Origin of the sequence: Dactylosporangium sp. CA-139114 (genome assembly GCF_050955725.1) — a bacterium.
Taxonomy (GTDB): domain Bacteria; phylum Actinomycetota; class Actinomycetes; order Mycobacteriales; family Micromonosporaceae; genus Dactylosporangium.
Genome location: NZ_CP192080.1, coordinates 4,675,970 through 4,699,143, shown reverse-complemented (window position 1 = coordinate 4,699,143; position 23,174 = coordinate 4,675,970). Strand labels below are relative to the sequence as shown.

20 protein-coding genes are annotated in these 23,174 nt (G+C 73.3%); 6 read left to right on the top strand and 14 right to left on the bottom strand.

What is annotated here, in order from left to right; all coding sequences use genetic code 11:
- Position 1: 1 nt before the first annotated feature.
- The 7 genes from ACQP2P_RS21300 to ACQP2P_RS21270 are packed head-to-tail and all read right to left on the bottom strand — an operon-like array spanning position 2 to position 8,892.
- A complete protein-coding gene (locus ACQP2P_RS21300) occupies positions 2–925 on the bottom strand; it encodes a HEAT repeat domain-containing protein (RefSeq protein ID WP_433618491.1) in 924 nt (307 codons plus the stop codon).
- 60 nt (positions 926–985) lie between these two features.
- On the bottom strand, positions 986–1,114 hold the full coding sequence (locus tag ACQP2P_RS21295) for a hypothetical protein (protein WP_433618489.1): 129 nt from the start codon (positions 1,112–1,114) through the stop codon (positions 986–988).
- A 10-nt stretch (positions 1,115–1,124) separates the two neighbouring features.
- On the bottom strand, positions 1,125–2,873 hold the full coding sequence (locus ACQP2P_RS21290) for a carbohydrate-binding module family 20 domain-containing protein (RefSeq protein ID WP_433618487.1): 1,749 nt from the start codon (positions 2,871–2,873) through the stop codon (positions 1,125–1,127).
- Positions 2,874–2,884: 11 nt separating this feature from the next.
- Complete coding sequence (locus ACQP2P_RS21285; RefSeq protein ID WP_433618485.1) at positions 2,885–5,254, bottom strand: TIM-barrel domain-containing protein; 2,370 nt, start codon at positions 5,252–5,254, stop codon at positions 2,885–2,887.
- Entirely contained in the window at positions 5,254–6,105 is an 852-nt protein-coding gene (locus tag ACQP2P_RS21280; RefSeq protein WP_433618483.1) for a sugar ABC transporter permease, read from the bottom strand. The genes ACQP2P_RS21285 and ACQP2P_RS21280 overlap by 1 nt, the downstream gene beginning before the upstream one ends.
- A gap of 1 nt (position 6,106) precedes the next feature.
- The gene (locus ACQP2P_RS21275; protein ID WP_433618481.1) at positions 6,107–7,624 is read right to left on the bottom strand and encodes an ABC transporter permease subunit; all 1,518 of its coding nucleotides are present in this window, start codon (positions 7,622–7,624) and stop codon (positions 6,107–6,109) included.
- Positions 7,621–8,892: a sugar ABC transporter substrate-binding protein gene (locus ACQP2P_RS21270; RefSeq protein ID WP_433618479.1), complete on the bottom strand. Its 1,272-nt coding sequence runs from the start codon at positions 8,890–8,892 to the stop codon at positions 7,621–7,623. Before ACQP2P_RS21270 ends, ACQP2P_RS21275 begins: the two co-directional genes overlap by 4 nt.
- Positions 8,893–9,018: 126 nt before the next feature.
- On the opposite strand from ACQP2P_RS21270, the gene ACQP2P_RS21265 reads away from it, so the two are divergent.
- A complete protein-coding gene (locus tag ACQP2P_RS21265; RefSeq protein WP_433618478.1) occupies positions 9,019–10,023 on the top strand; it encodes a LacI family DNA-binding transcriptional regulator in 1,005 nt (334 codons plus the stop codon).
- Between the two features lie 47 nt (positions 10,024–10,070).
- On the opposite strand, the gene ACQP2P_RS21260 is transcribed toward ACQP2P_RS21265, so the two are convergent.
- The gene (locus tag ACQP2P_RS21260; RefSeq protein ID WP_433618477.1) at positions 10,071–10,325 is read right to left on the bottom strand and encodes a hypothetical protein; all 255 of its coding nucleotides are present in this window, start codon (positions 10,323–10,325) and stop codon (positions 10,071–10,073) included.
- Positions 10,326–10,483: 158 nt separating this feature from the next.
- Here ACQP2P_RS21260 and ACQP2P_RS21255 point away from each other — a divergent pair, with 158 nt between their 5' ends.
- Together ACQP2P_RS21255 and ACQP2P_RS21250 are read left to right on the top strand one after the other, a co-directional pair.
- On the top strand, positions 10,484–11,089 hold the full coding sequence (locus ACQP2P_RS21255; RefSeq protein ID WP_433619200.1) for a DUF5709 domain-containing protein: 606 nt from the start codon (positions 10,484–10,486) through the stop codon (positions 11,087–11,089).
- 154 nt (positions 11,090–11,243) lie between these two features.
- A complete protein-coding gene (locus ACQP2P_RS21250; protein ID WP_433618475.1) occupies positions 11,244–12,140 on the top strand; it encodes an SAM-dependent methyltransferase in 897 nt (298 codons plus the stop codon).
- A 126-nt stretch (positions 12,141–12,266) separates the two neighbouring features.
- On the opposite strand, the gene ACQP2P_RS21245 is transcribed toward ACQP2P_RS21250, so the two are convergent.
- Together ACQP2P_RS21245 and ACQP2P_RS21240 are read right to left on the bottom strand one after the other, a co-directional pair.
- Complete coding sequence (locus tag ACQP2P_RS21245; RefSeq protein WP_433619198.1) at positions 12,267–12,887, bottom strand: response regulator; 621 nt, start codon at positions 12,885–12,887, stop codon at positions 12,267–12,269.
- Between the two features lie 38 nt (positions 12,888–12,925).
- Positions 12,926–14,233, bottom strand: coding sequence for a histidine kinase (locus ACQP2P_RS21240; RefSeq protein WP_433618473.1), 1,308 nt, complete (start codon positions 14,231–14,233; stop codon positions 12,926–12,928).
- 166 nt (positions 14,234–14,399) lie between these two features.
- Between ACQP2P_RS21240 and ACQP2P_RS21235 the strand changes: the two genes are divergently transcribed.
- From ACQP2P_RS21235 to ACQP2P_RS21225, 3 genes are read left to right on the top strand one after another with little or no spacing between them, the layout of a single operon-like run.
- The gene (locus ACQP2P_RS21235; RefSeq protein ID WP_433618471.1) at positions 14,400–16,586 is read left to right on the top strand and encodes an MMPL family transporter; all 2,187 of its coding nucleotides are present in this window, start codon (positions 14,400–14,402) and stop codon (positions 16,584–16,586) included.
- A 5-nt stretch (positions 16,587–16,591) separates the two neighbouring features.
- Positions 16,592–17,563: an ATP-binding cassette domain-containing protein gene (locus ACQP2P_RS21230; RefSeq protein ID WP_433618469.1), complete on the top strand. Its 972-nt coding sequence runs from the start codon at positions 16,592–16,594 to the stop codon at positions 17,561–17,563.
- Positions 17,560–18,381 carry an ABC transporter permease gene (locus ACQP2P_RS21225; RefSeq protein WP_433618468.1) on the top strand — a complete coding sequence of 274 codons (822 nt, stop codon included), beginning with the start codon at positions 17,560–17,562 and terminating at the stop codon, positions 18,379–18,381. The genes ACQP2P_RS21230 and ACQP2P_RS21225 overlap by 4 nt, the downstream gene beginning before the upstream one ends.
- Before the next feature lie 31 nt (positions 18,382–18,412).
- On the opposite strand, the gene ACQP2P_RS21220 is transcribed toward ACQP2P_RS21225, so the two are convergent.
- The 4 genes from ACQP2P_RS21220 to ACQP2P_RS21205 all read right to left on the bottom strand — a co-directional run bounded on the left by ACQP2P_RS21220 (position 18,413) and on the right by ACQP2P_RS21205 (position 23,067).
- Entirely contained in the window at positions 18,413–19,759 is a 1,347-nt protein-coding gene (locus ACQP2P_RS21220) for a family 43 glycosylhydrolase (RefSeq protein WP_433618466.1), read from the bottom strand.
- A gap of 333 nt (positions 19,760–20,092) precedes the next feature.
- Positions 20,093–21,520, bottom strand: a complete 1,428-nt coding sequence (locus ACQP2P_RS21215) for a DUF6745 domain-containing protein (RefSeq protein WP_433618465.1) — start codon at positions 21,518–21,520, stop codon at positions 20,093–20,095.
- Between the two features lie 102 nt (positions 21,521–21,622).
- A complete protein-coding gene (locus ACQP2P_RS21210) occupies positions 21,623–22,831 on the bottom strand; it encodes a cytochrome P450 (protein WP_433618463.1) in 1,209 nt (402 codons plus the stop codon).
- A 56-nt stretch (positions 22,832–22,887) separates the two neighbouring features.
- The gene (locus ACQP2P_RS21205) at positions 22,888–23,067 is read right to left on the bottom strand and encodes a hypothetical protein (protein ID WP_433618462.1); all 180 of its coding nucleotides are present in this window, start codon (positions 23,065–23,067) and stop codon (positions 22,888–22,890) included.
- Positions 23,068–23,174: the final 107 nt, after the last annotated feature.

Below are 23,174 nucleotides of genomic sequence, written 5' to 3'. Positions count from 1 at the left end.
CTCAACCCTGACCGATCGACCGATCCCGCACGCGTGGCACCACCGGCGCCCCCGCAACGCCCGCCCCGGCCCTGTCGTTACCGCGGTCAGCCCGGCCGATGACGCGCAGCGCCTGCGTGGCGGCGAGCCGTACGTAGTCGTCCGGATCCTCGGCGGCCCGGCTGCGCAGCAGCGCGGCGGTGGCCGGCTCGTCGGACCAGTTGTCGGCGAGGGCTCGCACGGCCGCCTCCCGGACCTCCTCGTCAGGGTCGGTGACGGCCCTGTCCTGGACGAGGGGCAGCGTGCCGGGGTCGTCCCGCCACCATCCGGCCAGGACGCGCAGCGCCGTCTCCCGGACATCGGCGTCGGCGTCGGCGACTACCCGGTCGCGGATCAGCGGCAGGGTCTGCGGGTCTGCGCGCCAGTGGGTGGCGAGGGCACGGACGGCCGCCTCGCGGACCTCCGGGTCCGTATCGGTGGCCCACCGGTGCACCAGCGGCCGGACAGCCGGATCGTCCCGCCAGGTGCCGGCGACGATCGTCACCATTGCGGCCCGCACATCCTCGTCCGGATCGTGATCGATCAGCCGAAGCAGCCAGGGCAGCGTCTCAGGATGGCCGGGCCAGCCGCGCGCGACGACCTCCACGAGCCGGAGCCGGAGGTCTTCGTCGGGGTCGGTGACGGCCCGCTCCATCAGCAACGACCGCGTGCCGGCATGGTGCGGCCAGTGCGTGGCCAGACCGAGCAGGGCGGTCCCGCGGACGTCCTCGTCAGGATCGGCGACGGCGCGCTCCCACAGGAACGGCATGGTGTCCGGATCGTCGCGCCAGTGTTCGGCGAGCGTGTTCAGCGAGTCCCGGCGCTCCTCCCACCGGTGGGCGAACGCACCGAGCTCACGCAACGCCGCCGAACCGGCGGCATGCCGCTCCGGCCGGTCGTCCGCCATGTGCCACCTCCGATCCGTCGGATCGCCGCGCCCGTCGGACGGCTGCCGCGCTGCGCCACATTATCGCAGGTGGGGTGCCCTGACGACGGCTCCGGCGGCGATGGTGACGACGGAGCCGCCGCGGGCGCGGGCCGCGTGCCGGCCGGCCGGCACCAGGGCGTTCATCACCCCGGTGCCGGCCGGCGTCATGCGGGCAACGTCAGCGGTTCCAGGTCGTACTGATGGCGCCGCTGCCGGAGGCCGGCACCGTGTACGTGTGGTTGCTGCCCGGCTCCCAGGTGACCGTGCCGGAACCGGTCTTCGTGATGAACTTGTACTCGATCCCGGTCCCGGCCGGCAGCGAGACCGTGGTGGTCCAGTTGGCGCCGCTCGCCGTCATCGGCAGGGCGTTGGCGGTGTTCCAGGAGCCCAGCTGCGGCACGGATCCGACGAGGTAGACCGGGTTGCCGGTGGGCGCGCCCGAGACGGTGAAGGAGATGCCGGTGGCGGTGACGCGGGCGTCGGCGTGGATGGCGACCGCGTCCTTGGCCGCGACGCCCACGGTGGCCTGGCCGGAGCCGTTGACCGTGACCGTCGGGCCGCTGCAGGTGTGGGCGGCGGCGTTGTAGTCGCCGTGGATGACGTCGCAGTACGTGCCGGCGGGCAGGCCGGTGTTGTAGGTGCGCGACGCCAGCGCGCCGGTGCCGTTGTTCATGGCGATCCAGCCGCCGGTGCCGCGGGAGAAGGCGATGGCGTTGGCGCCGTTGCTCCACCAGTTGCCCACCGCCGTGCTCGCGCGGGTCGCGTTGTGGAAGCCGACCATGTTGCGGATGGCGCGCTGGCGGTGCTGGCACTGCCAGCCGCTGCCGCAGGTGACGGCGGTGACGTACCCGCTCGCGTTGGCCGGCGGGGACTGGTCGTTGCTGGAGAAGGTGAACGAGCTCATCACGTTCGGGGTGCCGAAGTTCCAGGCCAGCATGAAGACGTTGGCGAGGGTGTCGGTGGCGCCGGACTTGTAGTTGAGCGTGGAGCCGTTGCGCTCGGTGTCGTGGTTGGACACGAAGACGGTGGACTTGGCGCTGGGCTCCAGGCCCCAGCTCGGCCCGATGGTCTGCAGGTTGGCGATGCTGCCGTTGAACTGGGCCTTGAGGCTGGTGGCGTAGGTGAACTCGAGCACCCCGCCGATGCCCTCGTACGCGGCCGGCGCGAGGCTGCCCGAGCCGCCGGGCATGACCTCCTGCGCCCAGTACACACCCTGGTTCGTGAGCTTGCCCTTGATGGCGGCGAGGTCCGCCGGTGGCATGTGCTTGGCGGCGTCGACCCGGAAACCGTCGACGCCGAGCGAGATCAGGTCGTTGAGGTAGCCGGCGATCCTCGTGCGCACGTGGTCGCTGCCGGTCTTGAGGTCGGAGAGCCCGACGAGCTGGCAGTTCCAGACCTCGGTCTGGTTGTTGTAGTCGTGGATCTGGTTGTCCGGCTGCGGGCAGTCGGCGGGGTAGAAGTGGAAGTCCGCCGAGGTGTAGCCGGCGCTGGGGTAGCTGTAGTTGTTCGTGAACGACGCGGGCCCGTAGGCGGTGTTGTTGGACTGCCCGGCGCCGGTCATGTGGTTGATGACGGTGTCGACGTACACCTTGACGCCCGCGTTGTGGCAGGCGCTCACCATGCTCTGGAACTGCGCGCGGGTGCCCATGCGGCTGGTCAGGTCGTAGGCGGCGGGCTGGTAGATGTCCCACCACGGGCTGCCGGCGACGCGGATCGAGTCCTCCGGCGGCGCGACCTGCACCGCCCCGTACCCGGCCGGGCCCAGGACGTTGGTGCACTCGGTGGCGACGGACGTCCACGGCCACAGCCACAGGTTGGCGATGACGTCGTTGGTGCCGACGGCCGCCTCGGCCGCGCGGCCGCCGGGGGCGAACGGCACCGCGGCGAGCGCGATGGCGAGCGCGGCGATACTCAACAAACGTTTCACGGCGTCCCTCCTCAGGGGGAAACGTCCGCCGTCATGACTTCGACGACGGCGGAGAGCAGGGCCTCGTCCAGGTCCAGGGCGTGCAGGGTGGACAGGCGCACCGCCAGGGAGTGCTCGGACGTGGCGGCGTCCAGGACTCGGGTCTTCGTGAGGTACTCGATCTGTGCGCGGTTGAGCAGGGTGAACAGCCGCTGCGCGACGTCGTTGGCGCGCAAGCGCGGGTCGGGGCCGAGCGCGATCCGCAGCGTCGCCGCCGCGGAAACCTGGGCAACGGTGATGGCGGCGCGGGTGCCCTCCTGGCGGACCTCGGCGTGCACCGGCGCACCGTCCACAGTGGCCACGGCGTCCGCGGCGAGGTCGAGGGCGGGCAGCGTCAGCGTCCACGTGCGCACGGCCGGCACCGCCTCCGCCGCGCCCCGGACCGGGCCCACCGTCAGGGTTCCCGGCCCCTGTTCGAAGCGGATGAGCGTGCGCGCCAAGGAGGCGGCGTCATCGTCCTCGAGGAGCTCGAACTCGCCGTCGGCGCCGACGACGACCAGCAGCTCCACGTGCGCGGGGTTGACGGGGTCGTTGCCCGGCACGGCGGCGCCGTCGAGGGGCACGATCGCCCCCGCCCGGGCCAGGACGGGGATGGTGGCGAGGTCGCGGTGCAGGTACATCGTGCGGTCGCCGCGGTACACCATGTCGGTGAGCACGTCGACCCACCCGCCCGGCGGCAGCCAGGCCTTGACGCGGCCCAGGCCCGTGCGCCGGTCCGACGGCGCGGTGATCGCGGCGACCACCAGCTCGGTGCCGAACTGGTACTGGTGCGGCACCTCGTAGGCGTCCTCGCACGACGCGTCGCGGTAGTACATGGGCAGCACGAGCGGCAGCCCCTCCCCCGCCGCCCGGTGGTTCATGGTGTGCAGGTACGGCACGAGGCGGTGCCGCAGCCGCAGGAACGCCGTCATCACCGCACCCACGTGCGGCGGGAACGACCACGGCTCCTTGACCAGGAACGGGTTCTTCATCGAGTGCAGGCGCAGGATCGGCGAGAACGTGCCGAACTGCACCCAGCGGGTGGCGAGCTCGTCGTCGCGCACGCCGAAGAAGTGCCCGCCGATGTCGTGGCTCCACCAGCCGTACCCGATGTTCGCCGCGGTCGCGGTGAAGTGCGGCTGGAAGGCAAGCGAGGCCCAGGACACGACGGTGTCGCCGGAGAAGCCGACCGGGTAGCGGTGGCTGCCCGGCCCGGCGTACCGCGAGAAGGTGAGCGCCCGCCGCCCGTCCCGGCCGTTGTCCAGGTAGTGGAAGTGGTTGAGCATCCACAGTGGATCGATGCCGGCCACGCGCGAGTGCGGCCCGGACTGCCAGTCCAGCCACCAGAAGTCGACGCCGTCCGCCTCGAGCCCGCGGTGCAGCACCTCCAGGTACGCGGCGAGGAACTGCCGGTCGGTGACGTCGAACGCGATGGGCTCGCCGAGCGCGGGGTCGCGGCCGAGGGCGGCCGACATCGCCGGGTACGCCTCCTCGAACGGGCGGACCCCGTCGGCCGGGTGGACGTTGAGCGAGACGCGCAGGCCGGCGTCGTGCAGGCGGCCCAGGAACTTCGCCGGGTTCGGGAACAGCTCGCGGTTCCAGGTGTAGCCGGTCCAGCCGCTGCCGTGCTGCGGGTCGATGTCGACCAGGTGCCAGTCCATGTCGAGCACGCCGACCGAGAACGGGATGCCGTCGGCGCGGAAGCGCGCCATGAGCGCGAGGTAGGACTCCGCGGTGTAGTCGTGGTAGCGGCTCCACCAGTTGCCCAGCGCGTACCGCGGCAGCACCGGCGCCGGGCCGGACACCGCGTGGAAGGCCCGCAGCGCGGCGGCGTGGTCGCGGCCGTAGGCGAAAACGTACAGGTCGGTGCGGCCGACGTTGTCCGCCGCGACCCAGCCGTCGGGCTCGAAGAGGAACGAGCGCGAGTCGTCCAGGACCGCGAAGCCGGTGCGGGAGACCACCCCGGGCTCCAGCGGGACCGGGCCGTCGGCGTTGTCCAGGGTCCGGGCGGTGCCGCCGAGCGTCTCCGCCTCCTGCCCGTAGCGCCACACCGAGTGGTAGGCGGTGACGCCGCCGCGGACCGCGAGGCTCAGGCCGCTGGTCGTGAACGGGCCGCGGTCGTAGGTGAGCCGGAAGCGGGAGGTCACGATCTCGAGGTGCCCGCCGGTCTCCAGGACCCGGAAGTCCGGGACCGGCAGGCACCGGTTGAGGGCGAAGGTGGATGCGCGGTCCTCGAACACGCCGTCCTCGGCGTACTCCAGGCGCACCAGCCCCTCGGTGAGGACCGTGATGCGGTAGCGCTCGCCGCGGACCACGGCCGCCGGGTCGGCGACGGGCCGCGTGGACATCGGGTAGGGAAACATCAGCTCTTCACCGATCCGGCGGTCAGCCCGCCGAGGATGTACCGCTGCAGGAACTGGAACAGGAGCACCACCGGCAGGGCCGTCATGAGGGCGCCGGCGGCGAACACGCCGAGGTTGTTCGACCGGTCCGACTGGATGATGCCGAACAGGCCGACGGCGAGGGTCTTGGTGTTGGCGTCGGTCAGGAAGACGGAGGCGAGGAGGAACTCGCCGATCGTGCCGACGAAGGCGAGCAGCCCGGTGACGACGAGGATCGGCCGGGCCAGCGGCAGAATGATGCGGAACAGGATGGTGGCGTGGCCGGCCCCGTCGATCGTCGCCGCCTCGTCCAGCTCCCGCGGCACGGTGTCGAAGTACCCCTTGATGAGCCACACCTGCGCGAGCGCGCCGCCCATCAGCACGACGCTGTACCCGGTGACGGTGTTCAGCCCCAGCGCCGGCACCACCTGGCCGAGCTCGGTGAAGATGGTGAACAGGGCGATCGCGGCGAGGAACTGCGGGAACATCTGGATCAGCAGGAGGCTCAGCTGCCCGCCGCGGCGGCCGCGGAACCGGAAACGGGAGAACGCGTAGGCGGCCAGCGCGCTGCAGAAGACCTGCACGCCGGTCACCGCCACGCACACCACGGCGGTGTTGAGCGCCCAGCGCGCGAACGGCCGCGCCGGGTCGTCGAACAGCGACCGGAAGTTCACGAGGCTCAGCCGGGTGGGCACGATGTCGGTCGACACGACCGTGCCCAGCGGGTTGAAGGCCGCGGAGACGATGTAGAGCACGGGGACGACGGCGAAGGCGACGGCCACGAGCCCGCCGATGTGACGCCAGCCGACCTCCCGCCACCAGCGGGCGGACACGTCAGTGCACCTCCTCGAGGCGGCGGGTGGCCCGGAACTGGGCGGCGGCCAGCACGCCGGTGATGATGAAGAGCAGGGTGGCGATGGCGGAGGCGAAGCCGAACCGGGCCCCGCCGGCCCCGAACGCCAGGCGGACCGTGTAGCTGATGAGGATGTCGGTCGCGCCGGCGTCGGGGTTGCCGGGCGTGAACGGGCCGCCCCCGGTCAGCAGCTCGACCACGTTGTAGTTGTTGAAGTTGAACGCGAACCCGGCCACCAGCAGCGGCGCCACGGCCGTGAGGACCAGCGGGAAGGTGATGCGCCGGAAGGCGGTGAGCCCGCCGGCGCCGTCGATGGTCGCGGCCTCGCGCACGTCGGCCGGGATGGCCTGCAGGGCGCCGGTGGCGACCAGGAAGCTGTACGGGAAGCCGAGCCACAGGTTGAGCAGCAGCAGCGCGGCCTTGGCCCACAGCGGGTCGCCGAGCCAGTTCACGTGGAGCCCGGTGAGGGCGTTGATGAGGCCGAAGTCGCGGTTGAAGAAGCCGGACCACACCAGGATGCTGATGAACCCCGGGATGGCGTAGGGCAGCAGCAGTACCGAACGGTAGAGCTTCTGCCCGCGCACCCGCGGGTCGTTGAGCATCACCGCGACGGCGAGCCCGACGACGAAGGTGAGCACGACCGACCCGGCGGCGAACACGACCGTCCAGGCGAAGATGCGCAGGAAGCCGCCGAGGATCCGCGTGTCGGTGAGCGCCTGCCGGTAGTTGTCGAGGCCCACGTCGGCGCGCCACGACTGGTCGGCCAGCCGCGTGCCGTTCGCGTCGACGAAGTACTCCCGGTCGCCCTGGCGCCGCACGGTGTACCGCACGCCGGTGTCGGTGTTGACGATGGCGTCCGCGGCCGCGTCGTAGCGCAGCACGGTGTGGCCCTCGAACGCCTCCCGCAGCCCGCGCCGGCGGATGGCGCCGTCCCTGGTCGGCACGGCGAACGGCCCCGCCTCGTTGACCTGTTGCGGCGTCAGCATCGTGTAGCCCGCGGCCGCGGTGACGTATCCGCCGGCGATCGTCACCGCGGCGCGGTCGAGCGGCCGGAGGCCGTCCTCGGTGCCCGCGAACGCGTCCATGGTCGCGCGGTCGACCAGGAAGTAGGTGAACGGGCCGGTGCGCACGTCGCCGGTTGTGGCCACGGTCAGGTTGAACGTCGGCGAGTCCGGCGCCGGCACCACGGAGTTGCCCAGCAGCTGGGCGATGGTCTGCTCCTTGCTGGTGCGGGTGCCGTCGCCGAAGTTCGTCGTGGACAGCTGCAGGGTGGCCAGGACCGGGGTGACCGTGAAGAGCACGAGCAGGATCGAGCCGGGGACGAGGTACTTGGCCACGAGCGCGCGGCGGGTCGCGTACGTGAGCAGCAGGACCGCGATGACGGCCCAGGCGGCCGCGAGGAAGCCGTAGTGCCGGCCCGCCACCAGGCTGGGGGTGAGCGCCGCCGCGGTGCCCACGGCCGTGCCCAGGCAGAGCACCTTGGCGCCGAGCGCGATCACTTCGCCTGCACGACGCTCTGGATGGTGCGCCCGGTCTCCTGCATGGTGGCGGCCGGGTCCGCGCCGCCGACGATCGCGGCGTAGGCCTGGCCCAGCGGCGGCCACACGCCGGACATGAACGGGAAGTCCGGCAGCGGGGTGGCGTTCTTGGCGCCGGCGGCGAGCTTGGCCGTGTCGGGGTCCTTGGCCGAGACGGACCGCAGGACGTCGGTGCGCACCGGCGGGCGCGGGTCCTGTGCGTACATGGCGGCCATCGCCTCGGGGGTGTTCATCGACTTGGTGACGAACTCCTCCGCGAAGGCCCGGTTCTTCGCCTTCGACATGGTCCAGAACGCCTGGACGCCCAGGAACGGCGCGGCCGGCTTGCCGCCGGCGAAGGGCGGGATCGGGGTGATGTCGTAGGGCACGCCGGACTTGCGGATGTCGGCCAGCGCCCACGGCCCGGAGACGAGGTACGCGGCCTTGCCGCCGGTGAACTGGGCGATGGCGTTGGTGCCGTCGACGGAGCGGCTCAGCACCTTCGAGCCGCCCTCCCCCAGCGCCGCGATCTTCCGGGCGGCCGCGATCGACTCCGGGGTACCGATGCCGAGCTTGGCCGGGTCGGGCTGGCCGTTGGCGTCGGCGCCGAACAACGAGCCGCCGGCGGAGGTGAAGAAGGGCTGCATGTGGTACGCGTCGCCGTTCTGCCCGACCGGCAGCGCGAGGACCCGCTCCACCGTGCCCGCCTTGACCGCGGCCTCGCCGCTCGCGACGAGCTCCTCGACGGTGGCCGGGGCGGCGGGGGCGGCCTTGGTGTTGCGGTACAGCACCAGGTTCTCCATGGCGTAGGGCAGCGCCCACACCTGGCCGTTGCGGCTCACCGAGGCCACCGCGCTCGGCTCGTAGGCGGTCAGGTCCGCCGCGCGCAGCGACAGCGGCGTGATGGCGCCGTTCTGCAGCGCCCCGCCGAGGAAGTCGTTGGGCAGGGTCAGCACGTCCGGGCCGTTGCCAGCCGCGTTGGCCGTGATCGCGGTGGCGGCCAGGTCCGCCGCGATCACCTGCACCGCCACGGTGATCCCGTTCGTGCGGCCGAACTCCTCGGCGATCGGCCGCACCGCGCGGGCCGCGACGTCGGAGGTCCAGATCACCAGGTCGGCGTTCGCGCGGGCCGGGGCTCCGCTGGCCGCGGCGGTGCCCGCCGAGGCCGAGGGGCTCGGCGCGGCGCCGGAGCACGCCGCGGTGGAGAGCAGGGCGGCCGCCGCGAGCACGGCGAGCAGGCGTCTGGGCATCGGATTCCTCCAGTGGCGGCTGGGGATGCGTAAGCGCTTACGTCGATAGCCTGGGGCTCGACCGGCGTTGTGTCAACCACGAATGTTTCTGCCGACGTAACCGCTTACGTGATCTACCGTGGTGGCGTGGCGTTGAACATGGCGGACCTCGCCGAGCGCGCCGGCGTCTCCATCGCGACGGTGTCGCGGGCGCTGAGCGGCGCGCCGGGGGTGTCGGAGGAGACCCGGCGGCGGATCAAGAGCCTGGCCGAGGACCTTTCGTACGCGGTGTCGCCGGACGCCGCCCGGCTGGCCCGGGGCTCCAGCGGCCGCGTCGCGGTCGTGACGCCCGACGTCGCGCACTGGTTCTACGCCGCGATGCTCGACGGCATCGTGACCAGCCTGCGCGGCACCGACCTCGACGTGCTGCTCTACGAGGTCAAGCAGGAGCGGGAGCGGCGGCGGTTCTTCGAGGAGCTGCCGGCCCGGCGGCAGGTGGACGCCCTCGTGCTCATCGCGCTACCGATCAGCGACGACGAGCGGCGGCGCCTGGACCTCATGGGCGTCACCGTGGTCATGGCCGGCGGGACGCTGCAGGACCACCCGCACGTGCGCATCGACGACGTCGCCGCCGGGCGTCAGGCCACCGCCCAGCTCGTCCGGGCCGGCCACGAGCGGATCGCGATGATCAACTCGCACGGCACCTGGAGCCTCGAGTACGCCGCGCCCAGCGCCCGGCTGCGCGGCTTCACCGAGGCCCTCGAGGAGGCGGGCCTGCCGGTGCGCCCCGAGTACGTCGTGCACCGCCGCTGGGGCAGCCACGGCGGCGTGGAGGGCATGAGCGAGCTGCTGAGCCTGCCGCGGCCGCCCACCGCCGTCGTGACGTTCTCCGACGAGGTGGCGTTCGGCGCCCTGCGCACGCTGCGCCGCGCCGCCGTCGCGATCCCGCACACGATGTCGGTCGTGGGCATCGACGACCACCACCTGGCCGACATGTTCGACCTCACCACGGTCCACCAGCCGGTGACCCGACAGGGCATCGTCGCCGGCGAGCTGGTGCGCGGCATCCTGGAGGGGGCCGACGTCGCGTCCCGGCACGTGACGCTGCCCACCCGGGTCGTCGTGCGCGGCACCGCCGGCCCCCCGCCCTAGCATCCGCGCTCGGTGACCCCGGCGCGTCGCCCGGTCGTAGGCGGCGCTCAGTGCGGCCCGGTCAGCCCGGTGAAGTCCGTGCGCAGCGCCCGGCCCTCGGCGCTGGTCGGGTCGGGGTCGTGGTCGCCCTCGCGCTCCTGCTCGGCCTGCAGCTCGTCGAGGCATTCCTGGATGCCTGCGTCGTTGCCCGCCACATCGTCAACCTGGCCGTCGGCGGCCGAGACCGCCACCGCCGCGACCAGGTCGCGCAGCGGCAGGCGCTCCTCGTCCCGCCAGACACCCGTGTCCTTGTCCTCCGCCATGTCGGGCGCCTACCCCGCCGGCCGCCCGGCAAACGACACGGATGATGTGTGGCCTCACCCTGGCCGGGTACTCGGCCACCATGGCGAGCGAGAACTTTCGCGGGTCCGGGGAGCCTTCGGCCGAGCAGCTGTCCGACGCGGTGGACTTCGACGAGGGCATGACCGACGCCGCGGACGACGGCGAGACAGCGCGTGACGAGTTTCCCCGGCGCGTGTCGGATCCGGAGGCCTTAGGGCTGCCGGACGTGGCCGACGACGACTCGACCGCCTGGGACGACGTGGAGTCCCCCCGCATCGCCGACGGCCCCGACCCGGGCTTGCTCCCGCTCGACCGCGACGACCACCCGCTGGCGATCGACCAATACGGCACGACGCCGGAGGAGGCCCGCGCCGGCGAGCCGCTGGAGCTCAAGCTCGACCGCGAGGTGCCGGACCCGGCGCTGGAGGTCCCGGGCGAGCGGGCCGACGCCGGCTCGTCGCCGTCGGACGCCGAGTCGTTCGACGCCGAAGCCGTGCGGACCGACCTCGACACCGTCGACGACGACACGGTGCTCGACGCGGCGCCGATCCAGCCGGACCGCGACTCGCCCGTCTCCATGTACGACACCGGCATCGGCGGCGAGGGCACGGTCGGCCGGCTGGTCGAGCCCGACGAGGGGATCGGCCCGGACCTGGAGAAGGACGCTATCGCCTACGACGCCGGGGCGGCCGGCGGCGGCCCGAGCGCCGAGGAGACGGCGATGCACGAGCTGCCCGAGCGCTAGGTGTGCTGAGCGCAACCCGCCGCGGGCCGGGCGGCGCCCGATCGGGGACGCCGCACGAGTCCGCGGCGTTCGCGGGCCGTCTCGGATTTCGCCGGAGCGGACGCGTGGCCGTGGGGGGGGTACGGTTGGGCCCCCGGCCTTGACAGGAGCGTTCGTGAGCGAGACGACCGACGAGCAGGTAACCATGCGGATCACCGGCGCGGTGCGCGAATGGGACCTGGGCGCGACGTGCCTGGCGGCGCTGGCGGTGGCCACCGGCGCTGCCGCCGGCGGCGCGTTGGCCGGTGCGGCTCGCGATGTGATGGCCGCGGCCGGGCTGGACGACGCGCTGGCCGACCCGTCGCGCCTGCCGTTCTCCGCGGAGCAGGTCCACGGCATGGCCGCCTCGCCGCTGCTGCAGGCCGCTGCCTTGCTGGACGGGTCGCACGCCGGCTGGTCGGCCCACAGCGACGAGACGCTGATCGCACAGGGCCGGGCCAGCGGCTCGGCGGCCGCGCTGTTCACGAGGTTTGTGCTGCCGCACTTCGCCGACCTCGCCGACCGGCTCGCCCGTCCGGGCGCCCGGATGCTGGACGTGGGCACCGGCGTCGGCGCCCTCGCGATCGGCTACGCCCAGGCGTTTCCCCGGCTGCACGTGGTCGGCCTCGACGTCGAGCCGAGGGTGTTGCGGCTGGCCCAGGCCCAGATCTCGGCGTCCCCGGTCGCCGACCGCGTCGAGGTGCGGCACGCGGACGTGGCGGAGCTGGCTGACGAGGCCGGCTACGACCTCGCCTGGATTCCGGCGCCCTTCGTCCCGGAGCCGGCCTTCAGCAACGGCGTCGCCCGCATCGCGGCCGCGCTGCGGCCCGGCGGCATGCTGATGATCGGGCACGGCATCTACGAGGGCACCGAACTGGAGAACGCGATAGCCCGCTTCAAGACCGTCGGCTACGGCGGCACCCCACTGGACGGCGACTCCGCGGCCCGGCTGCTCGCGGCGCACGGCCTGACGGCGGTCAGGCGGGTCCAGCTACCGCCCGGCGCGCCCGGCCTGACCGTGGGCCTGCGCTGACACGACAGTGAGGCCTCGCTGTGCGCCGGCGCCTTCGACCTACACGACGGTCCACTGTGGAGCGTGGTGCTGCCGCGGAACCTCAAGCTGCCCTGAGCACCCCCGGCGCCGAGGGCCTCGCGGGCTTCACTGCCCGGGCCGGACGAGCGCGGTCTCGTAGGCCAGGATCACGGCCTGCACCCGGTCGCGCAGGTCGAGCTTGGCCAGCACCCGTTTCATGTGGGTCTTGACGGTCGACTCCTCGACGCCCAGGGTGCGGGCGATCTCGGCGTTGGACAGCCCGCGCGCGACCTGCTCCAGCACCTCGCGCTCCCGCTGCGTGAGGGTCGCGAGCCGATGACCGGCGGACGGATCACGTCGCGGGGCGTCGATCATGCGCTGGATCACCTTGCGGGTGACCGACGGCGACAGCAGCGAGTCGCCGTCCGCGATCGTGTGGATCGCGGCGATGAGCTGCTCGGGCCGGGTGCGTTTCAACAGGAAACCGGAGGCCCCGGCGTTGAGCGCGCCGAAGATGTACTCCTCGTCCTCGAACGTGGTGAGCACGAGGATCCGGGCGTGCGGGACGGCGGTCGTGATCCTGCGCGTCGCCGCGATGCCGTCGAGGTGGGGCATGCGGACGTCCATCAGGACCACGTCGGGCCGGTGGTGCACCGCGCGCTGGACGGCCTGGGCCCCGTTCGCCGCCTCGTCGACGACCTCGATCGCGTCGTCGGTGGAGAGAATGGCGCGCAGGCCGGCGCGCATCAGATCGTCGTCGTCGGCGATGAGCACCCGTCGGCCGGTCACGAGGCGGCCGCGCCGATGCTCGCGGCGCCCGGCCGCCGGCCGCCCGGTGCGCGGTGTGCCCCCGGCGCGTTCTGCATGTCCTGCGCGTCGTGGGCGTCGTGGGCGTCGTGTGTCTGCTGAGCGTTCTGGGCCGGGGTCAGGCCGCCGTACGGCAGCCGGGCGTGCAGCCGGAACGTGTCGCCCCGCGCGCCGATGTCGAGGGCACCGCCGAGCATGCCGGCCCGTTCCCGCATGCCCAGGATGCCGTGTCCGCGCCGGTCGCCCGCCCCGGACGGCGGCGCCGCAGGGACCGGGTTGGTCACGGTGATCGTCAGCTCCTCGGCACCGAAGACGAGCGTGAGCTCGGCACTGCCGGTGCCGTGCCGGGTCGCGTTCGTGAACGCCTCCCGCAGGATGCGGTGGGTCGCCCAGGCGACGCTCGCCGGCAGCGCCGGCCGGGAACCCTGGATGTCGGCGGAGATCCGCAGCCCGGCGGCCTCGTGCTGGCGGAGCACGTCGGCGATCGCCAGCTCGTCGCCCGGCGTCGACGGGCCGGGGGCCACGTCGTCGCGCAGGGCGTGGATCAGGCCGTCGATCTCTTCGATCAGGCCGCGGGCGACCTGCTCGATCACGCCGATCGCGAGCTGCGAGCGTTGCGGATCGCGTTGGTGCAGCAGGCGGGCCGCGCCGGCCTGGACCAGGATCACGTTGATCGCGTGCCCGGCCGAGTCGTGCAGGTCGCGGGCGATGCGGGTGCGCTCCTCGGCGGCGGCCAGCCGGCGCTCGTGCTGCGCCTCGCGCTCCACGCGCCGGGCCTGCTCCGCGAGCTCGCTGATCCGCTCGGCCCGTAGCCGCGTCCGGTCACCGACGATCCACAACCCGGCGAGGACGGCGGCCCAGAAAAGCAGGTCCATCGAGATCCTCGGCACGTCGACGCCGGTCACGGCGTAGACGGCGGCGACCGCCGGGATGAACGCCGCGACGGCGAGCGTCGCCGTCACCCGGCGGGACGACCGGCGCTGGCCGCCGTAGACCGCCCCGAGCGTGTAGGCCCCGGCCGTCGCGCCGATCGGGGCGTCGAGCGGATAGGCGAGCCCGATGAGCGCCAGGCTCGCCGCGGCGATGATCAGGAAGGCCGCCGTCGGGAACCGCCGCCGCGCGGCCAGCGGCAGCGTGGACGCCGCGGCGAGCAGAACGCCGGGGAGGTCCAGGGCACGATCGTGCAGGTTCGGCGTGCCGAGGCCGCGCGCCGCGAGGATCGCGAGCGTGACGGCGAACGCCAGCGCGCCGATCCCGAGGTCGATGACTTGTGCCCGACGCCGCATCGCTCGATGCTATCCGGCCGGTGACCTGGCCGTATCCCTCCCAGGTGGTATCCGGGCTCCCCCCGTGAGGGGACGGACGCCTCGCCCCTCGGGGCGTTTGCGTCGCCGTGGCCGATCCCTAGCGTTGCCGGCGCATCCAGCGGATCGGACCTTGGAGGCTACCGCCATGCCGAAGCCACGGCCGGCGCCCGCCGGCGAACGGGCCAACTTCTTCGTACGGCTCGCCGGCTGGTCCCAGCGACATCGCTGGTGGTCCCTGGCGGCCTGGGTGCTCGTCCTCGTCGCGGTCACCGCGGGCGCGCAGGCGGCGGGCAGCGACTACCACAACGACTACTCCCTGCCCGGCACCGAGTCGCAGGCGGCACTGGACACGCTGCGGGCCCAGGCGCCCGCCGACGCGGGCGACTCGGTGCAGATCGTGCTGCAGGACCCGGATGGCCTCCCGGCCCCGGCGGTCCAGGACCGGGTGCAGGCCATGCTCGGCCGCGTACGGAACCTGCCGCACGTGGTGGACGTGCGCAGCCCGTACGACGACCGGTCCGCGATCTCCCGCGACGACACCATCGGCTATGCCACGGTGACCCTGGACGGCACCAAGGAGGACGTGCCGGCCCCGGACGTCCGCACGATCATCGACACCGCCAAGGCGGCCGGCACCGGCGGCCTGCGCGTGGAACTGGGCGGCGGCGCGGTGAGCGACGCCGAGCAGAAGCCGGGCGGCGCCGCCGAGGGCGCCGGCATGCTCGCCGCCCTCGTGATCCTCGTGGTGCTGTTCGGGTCGCTGCTGGCCGCGGCCCTGCCCATCGTCGTCGCCGTCTTCGCCGTCGGGGCGACCACCGGGCTGATCATCCTGGCCTCGCACGTCGTGGGCGTTGCCGACTTCACGGTGTCGATGATGAGCCTGGTCGGCCTGGGCGTCGGCATCGACTACGCGCTGCTGGTCTTCTCCCGCTACCGGGCCGAGCTGACCGCCGGGGCGACCCGGGAGCAGGCGACGCGTACCGCCCTGGACACGGCGGGCCGCACCGTCATGTTCGCCGGCGGCACGGTGATCATCGCCCTGATGGGGCTGGTCGCGCTCGGCCTGGGCTCGCTGCGCGGGGTCGCGGTCGCCGTCGCGATCACGGTGGCGCTCACGGTCGTCGCCTCGCTGACCCTGCTGCCCGCCCTGCTCACCGTCTTCGGCCGGCGCTTCGAGCGGACGGTACAGCGGCGGGCGGGCCGCCGGCGGCGGACCGAGGGCGCGGGATGGCGGCGCTGGTCCGGGCTGATCCGGCGCTCGCGGTGGACCGCGCTGCTGTTGCCCTTCGCCGCCCTGCTGGCCCTCGCCGCACCCGCGATCGGCCTGCGGCTCGGCTTCGCCGACGCCGGCAGCGATCCGCAGGGCAGCACCAGCCGCGCCGCCTACGACCTGCTCGCGGAGGGCTTCGGGCCGGGATTCAGCGGACCGCTCGTCGTCGTGGTCAAGGGCGACGTGGCGACGGCGGGGGCGGCCGCCGACGCGGTGCGGACCACGCCGGGGGTGGCCGCCGTGCTGCCGCCCAGACCCGTCGCGCCCGGCCTCGCCACGTTCGTCGTCTTCCCGAACAGCAAGCCGCAGGACGCGGCGACCGGCCGGCTCGCGACCCGGCTGCGCGAACAGGTGCTCCCGCCGCTGGCGCACGATCACGCGGCGACCTTCCTCGTCGGCGGCAGCACCGCCGCCACCCAGGACTACGCCGCCGCCGTGGCCTCCCGGCTGCCCCTGTTCGTGACCATCGTGGTCGGCCTCTCGTCGCTGCTGCTGATGCTGGTCTTCCGCTCGGTGCTGATTCCGGTCAAGGCCGCCCTGCTCAACCTGCTCAGCGTCGGCGCCTCGCTCGGCGTGATCACGGTCGTCTTCCAGCACGGCACGTTCGGCATGCAGCCCGGCCCGATCGAGGCCTACGTGCCCGTGATGAACTTCGCGGTCGTCTTCGGCCTGTCCATGGACTACGAGGTGTTCCTGCTCTCCCGGATGCACGAGCGGTGGGAGCGCGACCGCGACCCGGGTGCCGCCGTGGACGAGGGGCTGGCCACGACCGGGCGCGTGGTCACCGCCGCCGCGGCCATCATGATCGTCGTCTTCGGCGCCTTCATGCTCAGCCCCGAGCGGGTGCTGCAGCAGTTCGGCCTCGGCCTCGCGTCCGCGGTCTTCCTCGACGCCGTCGTCATCCGCTGCCTGATCCTGCCGGCGACGATGCACCTGCTGGGCGCGCGGGCGTGGTGGCTTCCGGCCCGGCTCGCCCGGTGGCTGCCCACCGTGGGCATCACCGGCGAGCGGCCGGCCGCGCGGCCGGTGGAGATGGCCACGGCGGACGGGGGCCGGCCGTGAGGCCGATGATCGAGGTCGACTCGCTGCGCAAGCGCTTCGGCCGGGTCCAGGCGCTGGCCGGTGTGGACCTCGCCGTCGAGCGCGGGAGCGTCCTGGGCCTGCTCGGACACAACGGTGCGGGCAAGACGACCCTGGTGCGCATCCTGGCCACGCTGGTGCGGCCCGGCGCCGGCCGGGCCGCCGTCGGGGGCTTCGACGTAGCGACGCAGCCCGTGGCGGTGCGCCGGCTCATCGGGCTGGCCGGCCAGCACGCCGCCGTCGACGAGACGCTGACCGGGCGGGAGAACCTCGAGATCGTGGGCCGTCTTTACCGGCTGCGCCGCCGCGACGCCCGCCGCCGGGCGGTCGACGTCCTCGACCAACTGGGCCTGACGGACGCCGCGGACAGGCCGGCGCGGACCTACTCGGGCGGGATGCGCCGGCGGCTCGACCTGGGCGCGAGCCTCGTCGGGCAGCCCGCGGTCCTGCTGCTCGACGAACCCACCACCGGCCTCGACCCGGCCGCCCGGCTGGACCTGTGGGCCCGGATCCGCGCCCTGGCGGCGCAGGGCACCACGGTACTGCTGACCACGCAGCAGCTCGACGAGGCCGACTACCTCGCCGACACCGTCGTCGTCTTCGACCACGGCACGGTCGTCGCGAGCGGCACCACCGAGCAGCTGAAGGCCCGGCTGGGTGACGAGCGGATCATGCTCACCCTGGCCGGCCGGGGTTCGATCGACGACGCGGTCCGCCGGCTGGCACCCATTGCCACCGCATCCCCCCGGGTCGACCCGGACACCGCCAGGATCACCATCGCGGTGCGCGGCGGCAGCGCTGGGCTGGCCGCAGCGGTCCGGCTGCTCGACGAGGGACACATCGCGCTGGCCGACGTCGCCGTCCACCGGCCGACGCTGCAGGACGTCTACCTCGCGCTGACCGGCCACGACACCCCGTCCGCGGCCGCCGCGGCGGCAACCGAAGGGAGCACGGCGTGAACCCCGGCACCGAGCTGCGACATCCCGACCGGCTGCCACCGTCGGCGCTGTTCACCGACCCGCTCGCCGTCGCCCGCCGGCAACTGCTGCACATCGCGCGGACGCCGCAGACGGCGGTCGCCGCCGTCACGTCGCCGATGCTGTTCCTCACCCTGTTCCGCTACGTGTTCGGCGGCGCGATCCCGGTGCCCGGCATCAGCTACATCGACTACGTGGTGCCGGCCATGATGGTGCAGAACCTCATCTTCGGCGGATTCACGAGCGCGGCCGGCCTGGCCCAGGACGCCACGGGCGGCGTCCTGGACCGCTTCCGGTCCTTGCCGACCCCGCGCTCGTCGGTCCTGGCCGGGCGCGCGCTCGCCGACCTGCTGGTGAACGCGGTGGCCACCCTGCTGACGCTGGCCACCGGGTGGCTGCTCGGGTTCCGGTTCCACGCCGGCGCGCTCGGGGTGCTGGGCGGGCTCGCCGTCCTGCTCGCCGTCGACGTGGCCCTGTTCGCCGTCTTCGCGGCGATCGGCCTGACCAGCCGCAACCCGGAGACCGTGCAGGCGCTCACGCCCCCGTTCTTCCTCTTCCTCTTCGTCTCCAGCGCCTTCATCCCGCTCGCCGCCCTGCCCGGCTGGCTGCAGCCGTTCGCCCGCAACCAGCCCGTCACGGTCTTCACCGACACCCTGCGGCTGCTGGTCCACGGCAGGGCGGCGACCGCCCACGTGGTCGGCCACGACGCCGGCCACTGCGTGCTGGTCTCGCTGCTGTGGTGCGCGGTGCTGACCGTCGCGGGCGGGGCGGCGGCACTGCGCGCGTACCGGAGGCTGTGAGCCGCGCGCGACCCCGGCCGCCCGGCGGACGTCAGCCGTCGCGGTGGCCGGGGTTGCGGCGCTGGACGTACAGGCGGTTGCCCTGCGGCCCGGTCCACTCCAGCTTCACGACGCCGGGTACCGCGGCGTCGGCGATGCGCGACGGGTCGGCCCAGTAGCCGACGTTGGGGTTGCGGAAGAACGTCGCCCACAGCTGGCCGCTGCGGTCGGCGAAGATGTTGTTGTGGCCGGCGCCCACGCCCAGCGTCCACCGCTTCGAGTACGGCCCCTCGAACGCGTCGGCGACGGCGACGATCGCGTCGTACTGGTACTGCACCCGCCCGGGGGCGGGCGTGTCGTAGGCGTACCGCGTGGTGCCGTCGGTCCGGGTGGACGTGCGGTCCCAGGCGGCGTGGACGAGGAAGTACTTGCCACCGTGCTTGAACACGTACGCGCCTTCCAGATACGGCTCGGGCGCGTAGGGCGTCTGCCGGAACGCCGGGAGGTTCGTCGCCGGGACGATGTCCTCCATGTCGTCGCGGAACTTCGCGTACAGGTTGTTGTGCAGGACCAGCCAGGCGTCGTCGCCCTCGGTGAACATGCCGCCGTCGATGTGGTGGTAGGCGCCGGGCTTGATGAAGGCGGGGCCGCCGATGAACGAGTCGCCGAACGGCTTGTCGAGGTTGCCCTCGACCAGCCGGTACGGGCCCTCCAGCCCGCCCTCGCTCACCAGCATGAACGAGCCGACCTTCTGTGCGTGGTCGCCCATGCACGCGACGATGTACCACGTGCCGCGGAAGTGGTGCACCTCCGGCGCCCACGCCTGGCCGCGTTTGCCGAACTGGGTGTCGGACCAGTACTCCTGCCACGGCGCGACCACCGTGCGCCCGGGGCGGTTCTCGCCGGCGAACTCGGGCGACCACACCTTGCCCCGCTCGGCGCCGGGCCGGATGCCGGTGGTGTCCACCAGCCGCCACGGCCCGTGCAGCGACGGCGCCGTCCACATGAAGATGCCGTCGTTCCACGGTCCGGCGGCATCGAGCCCGGGCACGCGGGTGGTGCCCGTGGCGACGTAGACGGGGCGGCCGTCGACGACGAAGCAGTTGACGTAGGTGTCGCGCATCCAGACCCGGCCGAGTGCCTCGTCGCGGGGGCGCAGCTCCAACGGCAGGACGAACGAGTTGTCCTCCCGCGGCCAGAGGTCGGGCCGGTTGTCGGCGAGCCCGTACGGGGAGAGCTCGGGCCAGTTCTGCGGGTACGGCCGCGCGGAGGTGGCCGGGGGGCCGGCCGGCACCGCGTGCGCGGCGGTGGCCGGCAGCGCCGCACCCGCCAGCAGGCCGGCGGCACCGGCCAGCAGGGAACGCCGGTCGATGGGGAACCCGTTGCCGGAACCGGTCATCAGTTACGTCCTCCTCACTCGTGCAGGACCTCGATGTCCCGCGGAAGGCACGGTAATAACTGCCATTCCGACAGTGAACAGGTGACAAAAAACGATTGTCGTCCATGCTGCGCGATGCCGCGTTGCCGATGGGAATTCGCAGCTCATGACCGGTCATCGGGTAATTGCGGTTGCATTTTGCCGGGTCATTGCCGGATGAATTTCGTCGCTGTAGCGGTGGTCACCATGTCGACACCGGTGGACTGCGTGCGCTCCTCGTGCGGCTCACGCACAAGGAGCGCGTGCTGCGCGTCCGCCGGCTGCAGACGGCCGTCCCGATGCCGCGGGGCACCTTCAGATCCCGGTCAGTGCCCCGCCGGAGTAGTCGATCCGGTCCGGCGGGTCGGCCGCCCGGCCATGCGTGCACCAGGCGGTGACCCCGTCGGACCAGCGCAGGGCCGGGCCGTCCTCGCGGTGCAGCTGCGGGAGATGGTCATCGGATTCCACGACGGACATCTCCCGTGGGCGTTCGCTGATGACGACGAAGTCCGCGTTCGGCCACCACCATCCGGCGCGGCCGGCGTCCGTGTAGGCGTCGGCGAGCCCCCACAGGTTGCCGGGCAGCCGCAGGCCGGCATGCTCGCGGAGCCAGAGCGGGCCGGCGAGCAGGCTGGCCGCGTAGGCGCCGCCGACGTGCGGACTGACGGCCTCGGCCAGGCGCGGCGCCTTCACGAAGCCGGGTGTGCCGGACTGGGCCGGACCGGCCGGTCCGGCGACGGCGGTCACCAGACGATCAGCGACGCCGGCGACGGTCTGGCGCAGCAGCCGCTCGTCGGCGCTGAGCGGGACGGCGCGGTAGTCATCCAGGCTCGCGTTGACGACGTTCTCAGTCGTGGTGTGCAGGCCGCGCAGGGCGACCCGGACCGGGTCGTGGGCCGCGCGTGCGACCTCGTCGCGCACGGCGTCGCTGATCGCGGTGTCGACCGCGACGCGGACCGCCTTCGGCACCGCGTCCCAGATCCGCTCGGCGGTCCGGTCGAGGGCCGGCTCGGGTGCCGGCGGGCGCGGCGGCTCGGGCACCACGACCCGGGTGCACGCCGCCACCACCGCCGCGACGACAGCGCCGGCCACCGCCGCGGCCAGGCCCCAGCGCAGCCCGGCCCCGGCCGCGGGCCCGAACCAGCTGCCCAAGCCGGTCCGCACGCCGCTGAGCCAGGCGCCGATCGACGCGCCCTCCAGGGCGAAGACCACGGTCCCGACGAGCCCCAGCAGCGCCACGCCCACGCCCGGGTCGGCCTTGCTGCGCGAGTTGGAGCCCACCACCGCGACGACAGCGAAGAGGCCGCCGACGACCGCGCCCACGACGGCCGGCGCACCGGCCAGGCCGGCATAGACGGCGACCCCCGCCCAGGTGCCGGCGAGCGCGGCGGCCAGGAATCCGGCCACGACGCCGACCGCGGCGCCGATCCGGACGATCTCGCCCACACGGCGCCGGCGGGGCGCGGGCCTCGTCAGGGGCGGCGGCGGGTTACGAAATCGCTCGATCCGGACCACGGCCTGCGCCACCGCCGCCGCGCCGACGACGGGCGAGCCGACCCAGACGACGTTGCCGTGCCACGGCAGCCCGGCCGCCTCGTAGCAGCGGCGGATGCCGGCCACCACCTCGGCCCGTCCGGCGTCATCCAGCGGTGCGCAGTCCGTGCCCCGTTCGATCCAGTCCCGCACGTACGGCGCCAATGTCTCGCGCTGCGCATCGGTCAGTGCGTCGACCCTATCCGGCATGGCGGCCCCCCGTTGCGGTACGAGGTGTGCAGCATCAGGATACCGTCCGTTGTCGATGCCACGCGCCGTCCTGAAGGTCGGCCGGTGCCCGGGCCGGCCGGGTCACACGGCGGCGGTCCGCCGGGCCGTCAGGGCGACCGGCAGCCTGGTCGGGCTGACCATCACCCACGGGTTGCGGAACTCGGCGGGCTCGGTGGCGTCGACGGCGATGTCGCCGTACCGGTCCAGCAGGATCTCCATGGCGACCCGCGCCTCCAGCCGGGCCAGCGGGGCGCCGAGGCAGAAGTGCAGCCCGTGGCCGAAGCCGAGGTGGGGGTTGGGCGCCCGGCGCGGGTCGAACCGAGCCGGGTCGGCAAAGACCCGCTCGTCGCGGTTGGCGGCCGCGAGCCAGGTGACGACCACCGCGCCGGCCGGGACGGCGGTCTCACCCACCGTGGCGTCGGTGGTCGTCCGCCGGGCCAGCCGCGGGAAGGGCGTGTACAGCCGCACGACCTCCTCGATCGCCCCCGTCAGCAGCGACCGGTCGGCCCGCACCTCGGCGGCGGCGTCCGGGTGCGCGTCGAGGCACAGCACCGTGTTGCCCAGGGTCGCCGTCGTGGTGATGTGCCCGGCGAGCAGCAGGAGCCCGGCGAACCCGACGATCTCCTCGTCCGACAGGCGGGTGCCGTCGGCCTCGGCGAGCACGAGCCGGCTGATCAGATCCTCGCCCGGGCCGGCCCGGCGGGCCCGGATGTGCGCCAGCAGGTAGGCGTTCATCTCCCGCAGCGCCGGTGCGATCGCCTCCACCGCGTCCTTGCCGGTCAGCGCGGCCAGCGAGTCGTCGGGGCCGGCGTCGGAGCGCTCGAACAGACGGTCGGCCCAGGTGCGAAACAGCGGTTGGTCCGCCGCGGGGATGCCGAGCAGCTCGGCGATCACGGTCACCGGCAGCGGATAGGCGAGGTCCTCGATGAGGTCGATGCGCCGCTCGCCGGCCCGCCGGTCCAGCAGCCCGGTCGTCACCTCGGCGATGCGGGGCTCCAGGCCGGCCACCGTCCTCGGGGTGAACGCCTGGCCGACCAGGCGGCGCAGGGTGTCGTGCCGGGGTGGGTCCATCCGCACGAAGTTGCCGCGCTGGAACAGGTCCAGGTCCTCCTGCTGGGGGAGCAGGTCGCCGAGGTCGGAGGAGTATGTCGCGGTGTCGGCGAGCACCGCGACGATCTCGGGGTGGCCGAGTACGGTGCAGCACCGCCGCTCGTCGTCGTAGGACGCCGGACCGCGCCGGCGCGCCTGCTCCAGCCACGCGTGCAGGTCGGACAGGGTGAAGGTCGGCATGGCGCATCACACTCCCGCGTGTGTCGGGGTCACGGGCCGCTCGCCGCTCGCCCGGCCTACCCGGCCGCCCCGGCACCAAACCGGAGCAGGCCGCCCCGGACGGCACCGGGGACGGCCTTCGCTTTCGGGTGATCGGCCGCGCACGTTGGCCGGAACTGCCCGGCCTCGCCCGGGGAGGCGTCGCCGAGCGCGGCGTGCACCCGGGCCCGCGCCCGCAACGAAAGCTCGGCGTTCATCGACTCAAGAATTGCTGAACTATTTCCGGGTCAGTAAGAGGAGTAACTTGGCTACATGTAGCCGTCTTACCTCTAAGCGGGATTGCGATGCGGGTGCTCGGGCTGGA